General features: G+C 35.5%; 7 protein-coding genes and 1 rRNA gene. 2 read left to right on the forward strand and 6 right to left on the reverse strand.

The genetic code is table 11. From position 1 onward, the window contains the following. Positions 1-38: 38 nt before the first annotated feature. The 5 genes from SBO79_RS00075 to SBO79_RS00095 form a co-directional block, all read right to left on the reverse strand. Complete coding sequence (locus SBO79_RS00075) at positions 39-2,300, reverse strand: aconitate hydratase (RefSeq protein WP_318641018.1); 2,262 nt, start codon at positions 2,298-2,300, stop codon at positions 39-41. Between the two features lie 646 nt (positions 2,301-2,946). Further along, entirely contained in the window at positions 2,947-3,900 is a 954-nt protein-coding gene (locus tag SBO79_RS00080) for an AAA family ATPase (RefSeq protein ID WP_318641019.1), read from the reverse strand. Between the two features lie 39 nt (positions 3,901-3,939). Further along, positions 3,940-5,352 carry a peptidylprolyl isomerase gene (locus SBO79_RS00085; protein WP_406600235.1) on the reverse strand — a complete coding sequence of 471 codons (1,413 nt, stop codon included), beginning with the start codon at positions 5,350-5,352 and terminating at the stop codon, positions 3,940-3,942. Continuing rightward, positions 5,336-6,187, reverse strand: coding sequence for a hypothetical protein (locus tag SBO79_RS00090; RefSeq protein WP_318641020.1), 852 nt, complete (start codon positions 6,185-6,187; stop codon positions 5,336-5,338). The genes SBO79_RS00085 and SBO79_RS00090 overlap by 17 nt, the downstream gene beginning before the upstream one ends. A 6-nt stretch (positions 6,188-6,193) precedes the next feature. After that, on the reverse strand, positions 6,194-8,164 hold the full coding sequence (locus SBO79_RS00095) for a peptidylprolyl isomerase (protein WP_318641021.1): 1,971 nt from the start codon (positions 8,162-8,164) through the stop codon (positions 6,194-6,196). A 325-nt stretch (positions 8,165-8,489) separates the two neighbouring features. Here SBO79_RS00095 and SBO79_RS00100 point away from each other — a divergent pair, with 325 nt between their 5' ends. Beyond that, complete coding sequence (locus SBO79_RS00100; RefSeq protein ID WP_318641022.1) at positions 8,490-10,076, forward strand: peptide chain release factor 3; 1,587 nt, start codon at positions 8,490-8,492, stop codon at positions 10,074-10,076. 604 nt (positions 10,077-10,680) lie between these two features. After that, a complete protein-coding gene (locus SBO79_RS00105) occupies positions 10,681-10,902 on the forward strand; it encodes an Fjoh_0651 family PID-CTERM protein (RefSeq protein ID WP_318641023.1) in 222 nt (73 codons plus the stop codon). Between the two features lie 1,258 nt (positions 10,903-12,160). Here SBO79_RS00105 and rrf read toward each other — a convergent pair. Next, positions 12,161-12,270: ribosomal RNA gene (rrf, locus tag SBO79_RS00110) — 5S ribosomal RNA — on the reverse strand. Positions 12,271-12,412 lie beyond the last annotated feature (142 nt).

A 12,412-nucleotide genomic window follows, 5' to 3' on the forward strand; every position in this document is an offset into this window, starting at 1 on the left:
GCAGAAACTCCTTAATTGTAATTTAAAATATAATTTTATTATGATTCTGCAGCGATCAAATTCAGTGCCGAACCTGCAACATACCACCCAATTTGACCAGCATTGTAAGTATGATTCGCCATAATTGTATCTTTTGAACCGTCTTTGTGAACTAGCTCAATTGTGATTTGTTTTCCTTCTGCAAATTGTGCCAGATCTATAAAATTGAAAGTATCATCCTCTTGAATTAAGTTGTAATCTTCCTCATTGGCAAAAGTAAGCCCCAACATACCTTGCTTTTTAAGGTTTGTCTCGTGAATACGTGCGAACGACTTAACCAACACCACTTTTACACCTAAGAAACGAGGCTCCATCGCAGCGTGCTCTCTTGAAGAACCTTCACCGTAATTATGATCACCCACTACAATTGTAGGAATATTAGCCGCTTTATATGCTCTCTGAACTCCAGGAACAGTGTCGTACTCTCCAGTAATTTGATTCTTTACAGAATTCGTTTTTCCGTTAAATTCGTTTACCGCACCAATCAACATATTGTTTGAAATATTGTCAAGGTGTCCTCTAAAACGCAACCATGGTCCAGCCATAGAAATGTGGTCAGTAGTACATTTTCCTTGTGCTTTGATCAGTAATTTTACATTAAGAAGATTTTCGTTATTCCATGGCGTAAAAGGTTCCAATAATTGCAGTCTTTCTGAGGTTGGACTTACAACAACTTGCACTCCAGATCCATCTTCAGAAGGCGCTTGAAAACCTGCATCTTCTACATCAAATCCGTTTGGAGGAAGTTCGTGACCTGTTGGCTCATCAAGCATTACTTCTTCACCATCTTCATTAATAAGTGTGTCAGTTAATGGGTTAAAAGACAAATCTCCAGCGATAGCAAGGGCTGTAACTAGTTCAGGAGAACCTACAAATGCAAGCGTATTTGGGTTTCCATCTGCTCGTTTTGAGAAGTTTCTGTTGAAAGAGTGAACGATTGTGTTGCGTAGTTGCAATTCGGCATCTGCTCTATCCCACATTCCTATACACGGTCCGCAAGCATTTGCGAAGATTGTAGCACCTACTTTTTCAAAAATATCTACAAATCCGTCTCTTTCTATAGTGTATCTAATTTGCTCCGAGCCTGGATTGATTGCAATATTAGATTTAGCTTTTAATTTTTTGTCATGAACTTGTTTTGCCAACGAAGCTGCACGCGAAATATCTTCGTAAGAAGAGTTGGTACAAGATCCAATTAGTCCATATTCTATTTTTAAAGGCCAGTCATTTTTAGCTGCTTCCTCTTTCATTTTAGAAATTGGAGTTGCTAAATCGGGCGTAAAAGGTCCATTAAGATGTGGCTCAAGTGAAGAAAGATCTATTTCGATTACTTGATCGAAATATTTTTCAGGATTTGCGTACACTTCTTTATCTGCTGTAAGATACTCAGCAACTTTATCTGCTGCTTCGGCCACATCCGTTCTGCCCGTAGCGCGAAGGTATCTAGACATTGAATCATCATATCCAAAAGTAGAAGTGGTAGCCCCTACTTCTGCACCCATATTACAGATTGTTCCTTTTCCAGTACAAGACATTGCAGTTGCACCTTCTCCAAAATATTCGATAACTGCTCCAGTACCACCTTTTACAGTAAGAATACCTGCAACTTTAAGAATTACATCTTTTGGCGCAGTCCATCCTGAAAGTTTTCCAGTTAATTTCACACCAATAAGACGTGGGAATTTAAGCTCCCAAGCCATTCCTGACATAACATCTACAGCATCTGCACCACCCACTCCGATTGCAATCATACCCAATCCTCCAGCATTTACTGTGTGAGAATCTGTACCAATCATCATACCTCCTGGAAATGCATAATTTTCAAGAACTACTTGGTGGATAATTCCAGCTCCTGGTTTCCAGAAACCGATTCCGTACTTATCAGAAACAGAAGATAGGAAATCAAAAACCTCATTACTTTGAGATTTTGCATTTTTCAAATCTTTTTCTGCTCCAACTTTTGCCTGAATCAAGTGATCACAATGAACTGTTGTAGGAACTGCTACTTTTGGTTTCTTGGCATGCATAAATTGCAACAGCGCCATTTGCGCAGTCGCATCTTGACAAGCAACTCTATCTGGAGCGAAGTCTACATAGTCTTTACCGCGGTTAAGGATTTTGTTTGGAGTCTTTTCCCAAAGGTGTGCGTATAAAATCTTTTCAGTAAGTGTAAGTGGATGTCCAACAAGCTCGCGTGCTCTATCTACACGCTCTGGCATTGTCTCATACACCTTTTTTATCATCTCGATATCAAAAGCCATAATAGTATCTTTAAATTGTTGTGATGCAAATTTAAGGAATTTAGTCCGAAATTAAAAGATTTGAGGTCAAAGAGGGCTTTTACGTCATTAAATTTATCAAATACTATATTTTAGTGCGTTTATAATAGCAATTAATAATTTTACAGAAATTAATTGCTAAATAGTCAATTTTAAGGTTAAATTTTATGAAAAGTGAAATAGGCTTTCGCCAAAAGAATAAAGAACGTTTCTAAATTAAGGTTTGAAGAGCAAATGACAGTATCAGATTTAGAGAAAATTAGGGTTGCATCGTATCGTTAGACGTAGATTTCTACTTAGTTTTGTGGAGATGAAAGTTATAAAATCACTTATTGTGAGTGTTCACAAAATTAATTGGATCACAGATTTTGAAGATACCACTTAAACATCTTTCATGGGATCGCACTCCAACTAAGTGTTGTGAGAAACCTTACTCTTGAATAATAGCCCCGATGGGAACGGCATCCTTTTTCTTTTTTCGCATACTCGTTCTGGCAAATGCGAAAAAAGAAAAAGATATAGAGGACAGCGGGACAGAATATGAAAGAAAACATTATTTCTGCTCCAAAAAATTAATATTATGCTATAAAACGAAAAAACCTGAAACGAATTTCAGGTTTTAAATATCTTATAATAATGTATTGATAATTGTTTCTTCTGTGATTCCTTCGGCATCGGCTTTATAATTCTTAATGATACGGTGCCTCAAAATTCCCGGCGCTACTGCCTTGACATCTTCAATATCCGGTGAGAATTTTCCATTGAAAGCAGCGTGCGCTTTGGCCGCCAAAATTAAATTCTGAGAAGCTCTAGGTCCTGCTCCCCAATCAAGATAGTTTTTTATATAATCACTAGACATCGCGTTGTCTGGGCGAGTTTTGCTCACCACCGTAACTGCATATTCTATGACATTATCTGCAACCGGAATACGGCGAATTAAATGCTGAAAATCAATAATTTCTTGTGCTGTAAATAACGCGTTGATTGTTTTGGTGTGATCACTCGTAGTGCTTTTTACTACTTCCACTTCTTCGGAAAAAGATGGATATTGAAGTAATATCGAAAACATAAAACGGTCTAATTGTGCTTCAGGCAAAGGGTATGTTCCTTCTTGCTCAATTGGATTTTGAGTTGCTAAAACAAAGTATGGCAGATCTAATTTATAGGTATGTCCAGAAATGGTCACCGAGCGTTCTTGCATCGCCTCAAGCAATGCAGCTTGCGTTTTTGGTGGCGTTCTGTTAATCTCATCGGCAAGAATAATGTTTGAAAATAAAGGGCCTTTTATAAATTTAAACTGCCTGTTTTCGTCTAAAATCTCACTTCCCAATATATCCGAAGGCATCAAATCTGGGGTAAATTGAATTCTTTTAAAATCCAATCCTAAAGCTTGCGCAATGGTATTTACCATCAAGGTTTTGGCCAATCCCGGTACTCCGACAAGAAGTGCGTGGCCTCCCGAAAATATGCTTAGGATTATCTGATCGACAACAATATCTTGACCAATAATAATTTTGGAAACTTCCTCTTTTAAGCGTTTCCGCTTCTCAACTAGATTCTGAATTGCTGCTACGTCTGACATTATTGCTACTTTTAAAAGATCTGATTTTGAAAGATAGTACTATTTTTTTTCCCAATTATTAGTAAAGTCACAGTTTTTATAAGAACCATTAATTTTGATATAGGTTTCTTTAATCTTTGCTTCAGACCAAGTACCAATTACTTTAATCTGCTTTTCTTTTAGAGCAAGATTTTTAATCTTCACATAATCTTTTGCGTAGTCAACTTTATGCTCTTCGGTTCGGTTTGTAACTTTAATTATTTTGTACGATTTACGCTGTGAACGGTCTTCCTCCAAAATTGGATATGAGATTTCATTCTCTTTAAGAGAAGAAATTTGCGAATATAATTCTGGATCCATCTTCGTCAGTTCAAAGCGAGTGTCTTGAGTATTCGGATTGATTAATATTCCTCCATTAGCCTTTGTTTCTTTCTCGTCAGACAATGTACGTGCTGCTTCTGCAAAAGTTAATTCGCCGGCTTCGATTCGCGTCTTAATTAATTGAATCTTTGTTCTAGCCTCTGCCAAAGCTTCTGAGGTCACTTTAGGCGAAATTAAAATATGTCTTAAATCTACCTCTTGACCTCTAATTTTTTCGACTAAAATAATGTGATACCCAAAATCAGTTTCAAAAGGCATTGAAATTTCCCCTTCACCAAGTGTAAATGCAACATCTTTAAATTCTTTGATAAATGGTGTTTTTCGAGTCATTTTATAAAAACCACCACTTGATCTTGAACCTGGATCTTGCGAATACAAAACCGCTTTGGTGTAAAAACTAGACCCTGCTAGTACTTCATCACGTATTTGATTTAACTGAACAATAACTTTCTGCTTTTCTTCTTCAGAGACTTTAGGTTTAATCACAATCTGTGCAACTTCAACTTCAGCACCAAAAATTGGCAGTTCGTCTGTTGGGATACTTCTAAAGAAAGTACGAACTTCCTCTGGAGTAATTTCTACTTCATCGACTATCTTACGCTGCATTTCCTCGGTTAATGCATTGATTTTAATAACTTCAAAAAGATCCGATCTCAATTCGTCTTCACTATCCTTTTTAAAATAATGAACCACTTTGTCCATCGTTCCCAATTGCTGCACCATATAATCAATCTGACGGCCCATTCTGTCTTTTACTTGCTCATCTGTAACGACGATACTATCCTGAATTGCGTGGTGCGCATACAATTTATCTTCCATTAACTTTCCTAGAAGTTGGCATCTTGTAATATCTTTGACAGAATTTCCTTGTCCTGAAATTTCAAGGTAAGCCTTGTCTATATCAGAGTCTAGAATCATATAGTCACCCACAGTTGCTACAATTCCGTCTACTTTCTGTCTTTTGCTAAATTGAGGTCGTACGGTATCCATAACTGTCTCAGAAATCGGAATGATCTCTTGGGCATTCATAGAAATTCCTAACAATAGGAACAGCGCACCGAAAAATGTACGTGCATTATTTATAAACTTCATATTCCTTGTCTTTAATCGCGTCATCGGTGATTTCTTTTTCAATTTTCTTTATTAATTCTACTTTTCTTTTATTTACAATCACCTGCTTCAATGTAGGCTGCAAGTACTCGAACGGACTCACCTGATTTTTATTGGTAACATTCACAATTTTTACGAGATACATATCTAATGAATCGCGGTATTGAATGGATTTTCCTGCGGCAATATATGTATCTCTATTTTCTGGAGTTACAAAGGGAAGTTTTTTATAAACCTGATTCATCTCTACCCAAACTGAATCATTTAAAGCAAAATCTTTGAACTGCAATTTATAAGTCTCCCAAAACTGCCTATCCTTTTTATTATAATCAAAAAACTTTTGCTTAATAATCTCGTATTTAGGATTATCATTTTGAAGATGAATATATCTAAGTTTTAGAAGTGCTTCGCTCGTGCGAAAATTATCTTTATTAGAAGTATAATACTCTTTCAATTCCTCCACACTTACAGATGTATCAATAGTCTGCTTAACTAATTCTTCAATATAAGCTTTTGTATAAAGATCCACTTTATATTGTTCAACCAAATTATCAAATTCCATTTTATCGGAATCTCTCAAATTAAGTTCGGCCTTCGCAATCATTAATTTTTGCGATGCCCAACGGTTTATAAAACTTTCAACAATTTGGATACTGTCAGCTTTGCTACTTCCTGCCGGCACCAAGTTGATGATATCTTCAACAAATAAATACTCGTCACCAACCCGTGCTATTGCCTCTGTCTTTATCTCTTTTGTAAAATAGTTGCAAGAAGTTGCGAGAAGAATTAGAACACTTGTCAGTAGAAAATTTCTCATCTACAATTATTTCAGTTCAGATTTTACTTTTGCAAAAATGTCTTGATTTACTTTTAAAGTAAATTCCTTTCTCAAATCATCTGCCCATTTTTCTTCAAGAAATTGCTGATAATCGTTAATCACTCGTCCTTTGCTTTCTTCTAAAGTTTTAAGTCCCGCAGGCTTTACCTCGTTGACCTTTACAACATAATAATACTTCCCTTCCTGCAATACATCTGAAATTCCTTTTTTTGCTCTCAGAGATGTTGGCAACACATCGCTTCCTTTTTCAAAAACGCCTGTTTTTGACATTATATTCACCACCTCTTTGGTGTTTAATTGATCTTTGATAAATTCTGTAGTTTTATTTTTCTTCAAGAATTTTCTAGCTTTCGCAATGGCATCCTTACTCGTAGACGAATACACAACTGCATCGTATCTTTCTGCCCATTTATAATTATTTTTATGCTCATTATAAAATTTTTCCAAACCAACTGTATCCGTTTTAGATTTTTCCCAAATTTCTTTTTCCATTAAATCAAAGAGAAGAAGTCCGTCGCGATATTCACTCATTATCGCCGCAAATTCCGGAAATTCTGTTTCTAGCTGAGCATCATTATAATTTGCTAATTGCGTATTTACAAAATTTTCGTATTCGGTGTCAACCAACTTTCCAACTGGTTTGATTTCCTTGGCGCGTCTTTGCTCATTTTTAATAAAGTTTAGAAACTCAACCCCGCTAACATTTTTATCTTTGATAGTAAAAAGTGTACCTTCAAAAGGTTTTAAATTCTCAGGAAGTTTGTAATCTGCATCATATACTTTATCTGTTACTGCTTTTTTTACCAAAGCATACAATTTGTCATTTCTTTTAACTGGAAATTTTGATCGTAGGTAATCATTCATCGATTGTACAATCAATCTAGATCGATCATCTTTTCCAATTCTATTTTCAATTTCAGGCCTTAATTCTTCAAAACTCTTCATCGGAATCTTTTTGTAAAGTTTCACGATATGGTATCCGAAATCAGTTTCAAATGGTTTTGAATAATCACCCTCATTTTTAAGTCCGAAAGCAACTTCTTCAAAAAATTCTGAACTCAATTGCCCCGCTGAAAAAGTATTGAGCAATCCTCCCTTTGAAGAAGATGCTTTGTCTTCTGAAAATTGTTTAGCAAGCGTTTCAAATTCTTCTCCTTGCTGTAGTTTTTTGTATAATTCGTCAATTGTATTTTTCGCTTTCGCTAAAAGTTCGACGTTTCCATCAGAAGGTTTCGCCGTCATGATATGAGCTACAGACACTTCGCCACGATTATCACGGATATCGTCAACTTTGATGATATGATAACCAAACTGAGAACGAACAGGCTTCGAAACACTTCCCTTTGCAGTTTCGTAGGCTGCAGTTTCAAACGGATATACCATTCTAAACGCAGTGAAATACCCTAAACTTCCCTTATTTTCTTTTGCCGATGGATCTTCGGAATATTGAATGGCAAGATCTCCAAAATCTTTCCCTTTGTTAGCGAGAATATAGACATCCATTGCCCGCTTATATACTTTTAAAGTATCTGCAGGACTAGCGTCCTCTTTCACCAAAAGTAAAATATGCGATGCCTTTACTTCCTTTTGCATACGTTTGTACGCTTCGTTTACCAGCTCTTGGGTAACCTTAGAATCTGTGGTGTAGTTTTTAGCAAGTTGCGACCTATAATTTTTAAGTTCCTCTTGATACTGTTTCCCATCTTGCAACCCAAGTTGGTTTGCTTTGACAATCTTCATCTTGTAGATAGTGTACAGATCTAGGTAGTTGTTAAGATCTTTCTGAGATTCGTCTTTTACAAGATCCAGATTCTTTTTATAAACTCTGGCAAATTCGTCAGAATAAAATGGCTTGTTATCAACTGTAAATAGTACTTCTTTAGGTTTGTTTTGCGCTACGGCTGTAAGATTAGCTGCAATCAAAAATCCAAATAACAAGTGTCTTACTTTCATCATTAAAAAACTTCTAGGTTATAAAATCTGTAAAATTAAAAATGTCGTCAGCAAAAATAACAATTACCTTGCATTGTACAACTATGCGACTTACTATTAACACAATATTATTAACAAAACATTGATAATTTTTTCCTGATAATTTACTCATTATAAAGCTATGTGAAATCAACATTTCAACATTATTGAATTATGTAATAAACTTTTTGTCTAAGCAATTCTCACCTTAATATATACGATACGACTACGAGTTATGCAGCAATTAAAATTTCACCTCCATAAGTTTGATAATAAATAGTATTTTTGCAGCCTATTTTACAAAACACTTATGAGCTTTATAGAAGAAATCAATAGACGCCGAACTTTTGGAATTATTTCGCACCCCGATGCGGGAAAGACAACACTTACAGAAAAGTTACTACTTTTTGGAGGAGCGATTCAGGAGGCCGGGGCTGTAAAAAATAATAAAATAAAGAAAGGTGCTACGAGTGATTTTATGGAAATCGAACGTCAGCGTGGAATTTCTGTAGCAACTTCTGTACTAGCGTTTATTTATAAAGACAAAAAAATAAATATCCTCGACACTCCGGGACACAAGGATTTTGCCGAAGACACATTTAGAACACTTACCGCTGTTGACAGTGTAATCGTGGTTATTGATGTTGCTAAAGGTGTTGAAGAGCAAACAGAAAAATTAGTCGAAGTATGCCGAATGCGAAAAATTCCGATTATCGTTTTTATCAATAAACTTGACCGTGAAGGAAAAGATGCTTTTGACTTGATGGATGAAGTGGAGCAAAAATTGGGGCTTCGCGTAACGCCTTTAAGTTTTCCAATCGGAATGGGTTATGACTTCAAGGGTATCTACAATCTTTGGGAAAAGAATGTTAATCTCTTTAGTGGTGACAGTCGCAAAAACATAGAAGGCACCGTTGCACTTGACGATATTCAAAGCGAAGAATTAGACAAATTAGTTGGCGAAAAAGCGGCAAACACACTGAGAGAAGAACTTGAATTAATCGATGAAGTGTATCCTGTTTTTGACCGACAAGAATATCTTGACGGAGAGTTACAACCAGTGTTTTTTGGTTCAGCTTTAAACAATTTTGGAGTTCGCGAGTTGTTAGACTGTTTTATTACAATCGCACCTTCGCCAAGACCAAAAGAAAGTGAAACGAGATTAGTAGATCCTTACGAGGAGAAGATGACGGGATTCGTTTTCAAAATTCACGCCAATATGGATCCTAAACATAGAGATAGATTGGCTTTTATCAAAATTGTTTCGGGAACTTTTGAGCGTAATAAACCATATTACCACGTTAGACAAAAGAAGAATCTAAAATTCTCCAGTCCAAACGCATTTTTTGCCGAGAAAAAAGAAATAGTTGATATTTCTTATCCTGGTGATATTGTAGGATTACATGATACCGGAAATTTTAAAATTGGCGATACCCTAACTGAAGGCGAACAGATGAGCTTCAAGGGAATTCCAAGTTTCTCACCAGAGCATTTTAGGTATATTAATAATGCCGATCCTATGAAGTCTAAACAGCTCGAAAAAGGGATCGATCAGTTAATGGACGAAGGAGTTGCTCAATTATTTACATTAGAACTTAACAATCGTAAGATAATCGGTACCGTTGGAGCACTACAGTATGAGGTAATTCAGTATAGATTGGAACATGAATATGGTGCCAAGTGTAGCTACGAGAATTTCCCGGTTCACAAAGCTTGTTGGGTGCAACCAAAAGATCCAAAAAGCGCTGAATTCAAAGAGTTTTTACGAATTAAGCAAAAATATATTGCAAAGGACAAATACGGACAATTGGTTTTCCTTGCCGACTCAGACTTTACAATCCAAATGACCCAAAGTAAATATCCAAATGTGAAGTTATTTTTTACCTCGGAATTTTAGTTCGTATATGGAATTAAATATAAAATAAACAAGAACATAATAATGTGCATCTCGGCTGTTGGGTCTCCTTATATTATACACTTTTCATCCATTATAAAAAAGCTCATAACTACTCATCCATAAGCTAAAATTTAATTATTTCTGATAAAATTTTACAACAAATATTTGACGCCTCAAGCCTCCTTTGCAGAAAAAGGGAGGCTTTTTTTTGAAGATATAGATTGAGGCAACGACTTTATCGACTACATAGTTGATGACAGTATACACCTTTAAGATCATCAATGAACAATATGTAGTAAAAAACTGCAAGGACTTAAAAAACTTCCAACATACCCTCCCAAATCTTTTAGAATAGCTAATTTCTCGCGTTTCTATAACGATACTTAAATATATTGAATAGAATATTCAATTATATAGATAAATAGTATTAAAAATTAGTTCATATTTGAAAAACTTGTATATTTGTAAAAATGAAAATTGAATCAATTTATAATGTAGATTGTCGAGAAAATAATACTTTTAATCTAAAATCTTCAAAACTAGCCTTATTATATTAACTTAATGAATACCTTTGTTTTACATTAATTGAAACGCCTCAAAAACCATGAAAAAAACAATACTACAATCATTTTTACTTTTTACCTTTCTATTTTTAGACTTTGTTGCATTTGCACAGAATCCCGGTACTGACGACCAAAGTGGTGGCTTAGAAGGTGAAGATCCAGTTGCGCCGATCAATGGGAAGTTAATTTGGTTAGCATTGGTTGGAATAGCCTTCGCCTATTACACTTATAAAAACACACGAACAGTAGAAATTTCTAAATAAGAAATTTTTAAATTATACATAAAAGTCTGGCAATTTGCCGGACTTTACTTGTTGTTATATGGTTATTGTAGAAAAGCCTTTGTTCTGAATAATACATTGTACTATTTTAATAATCTTTGATTATTTGTAACAGCTACTATAAGCTGCACATCAGAAACAGTCATTTTTTCTAAAAGCAAATACGTGAGAGGAATTCCGTACTGTATTTTTAAATATTTATAAGGACAGTTTGATACCGTTTATCAAAACCAAAGATGAATTACTTACTACCGTCATTCATGTGATGCTATTAATTTAGCACTTTCAACTCCTCTTCCTCTTACGAACCTTACCTCGCTCTGCCATAATATCGCGCCTTCAAATAGATGATTTACGGTATTTCAGACATCTTAGTAACCATTATAATTCTCTAGGTTTAGATTCGTAATTTATAATTATATATTCTGTACTTTCTACATTTTAGTACAGTATCAGATTTATTTCACTGTCATAATCATTTGGGCGAGACCTTTCGCCAGAACATCCTCGGTAACATTGAAATTTTTATTTGGCTCAGGTCGGGCTATTCGTTCCCAATCTTTCTTGTAGCTTTTGCTACGCAACGCTACAAGAAAGGATTTCCACTGCTATCCCTCTCGCAAATGACTTCGTTGAAGCAGATTAATATAGTTGATAGTACTATGCTTACTTCCACTGCAGCAGAATAAAATATTTTTTTCATAACAACAGATTGTCATTTAGATGGTATTACTACAGTTTGCTGCATCAATGATGGGTAATTAAGATTTCCCATAAGCATAGAGCTTAGTATGGACGATGTTATATAGGTGAATCTCTTGCCACAAAGTTGATTGGTTTATATTCAATGTCACAATAGTACTCTATTCCAAAAATTACTTGCGAGGTCGATTGTATGCCATACGATTTTTAATTAACGTCGTATTCCAAATGTTTCGTTTTATATGGTCGTCCCGATGAGACTTCTATTTCTCATATCTCAGTACCCCGCAGTTTAAACTACGGTCCACAATCAAATCGTCTAGGATAAAACTAAACAGTTATTTCATAGCTAAATGGACGGATATAACAATTCCCAAACTAAAGATTTCTAAAAGGAGGTGCAATCCTACGGGAAACTTTTTAAATAGACCCAACGGTACAGACAAGGCATGCCTTGTCTCAACCCACCATCACTATTTTTTATAAAAAATAGATTAAAAACAAAAAACCCCGTTCGTTAGAACGGGGTTTTTCAAAAGAAAGGCGACGACATACTCTCCCACATAACTGCAGTACCATCTGCGCAGGCGGGCTTAACTACTCTGTTCGGGATGGGAAGAGGTGAGCCCCGCCGCAATAACCACCTTAAGTCGTTAGTTGCTTTGGACAACTTGCTTACATATAACAGTCAACTGTGGACTGATAGCTGTAAACTAATATTATTAACACACTGGGATAAAGAAATATACTATTTTATAGAAGAAAGTCGCCCCTTGCCTATCCGAAGACC

Source organism: Flavobacterium ardleyense, from assembly GCF_033547075.1.
GTDB lineage: Bacteria > Bacteroidota > Bacteroidia > Flavobacteriales > Flavobacteriaceae > Flavobacterium > Flavobacterium ardleyense_A.

Bases quoted from the DNA above. Each gene is read 5' to 3' on its own strand.
- SBO79_RS00075 (WP_318641018.1), bottom strand. From the start codon at position 2,300: ATGGCTTTTGATATCGAGATGATAAAAAAGGTGTATGAGACAATGCCA.
- SBO79_RS00080 (WP_318641019.1), bottom strand. From the start codon at position 3,900: ATGTCAGACGTAGCAGCAATTCAGAATCTAGTTGAGAAGCGGAAACGC.
- SBO79_RS00085 (WP_406600235.1), bottom strand. From the start codon at position 5,352: ATGAAGTTTATAAATAATGCACGTACATTTTTCGGTGCGCTGTTCCTA.
- SBO79_RS00090 (WP_318641020.1), bottom strand. From the start codon at position 6,187: ATGAGAAATTTTCTACTGACAAGTGTTCTAATTCTTCTCGCAACTTCT.
- SBO79_RS00095 (WP_318641021.1), bottom strand. From the start codon at position 8,164: ATGATGAAAGTAAGACACTTGTTATTTGGATTTTTGATTGCAGCTAAT.
- SBO79_RS00100 (WP_318641022.1), top strand. From the start codon at position 8,490: ATGAGCTTTATAGAAGAAATCAATAGACGCCGAACTTTTGGAATTATT.
- SBO79_RS00105 (WP_318641023.1), top strand. From the start codon at position 10,681: ATGAAAAAAACAATACTACAATCATTTTTACTTTTTACCTTTCTATTT.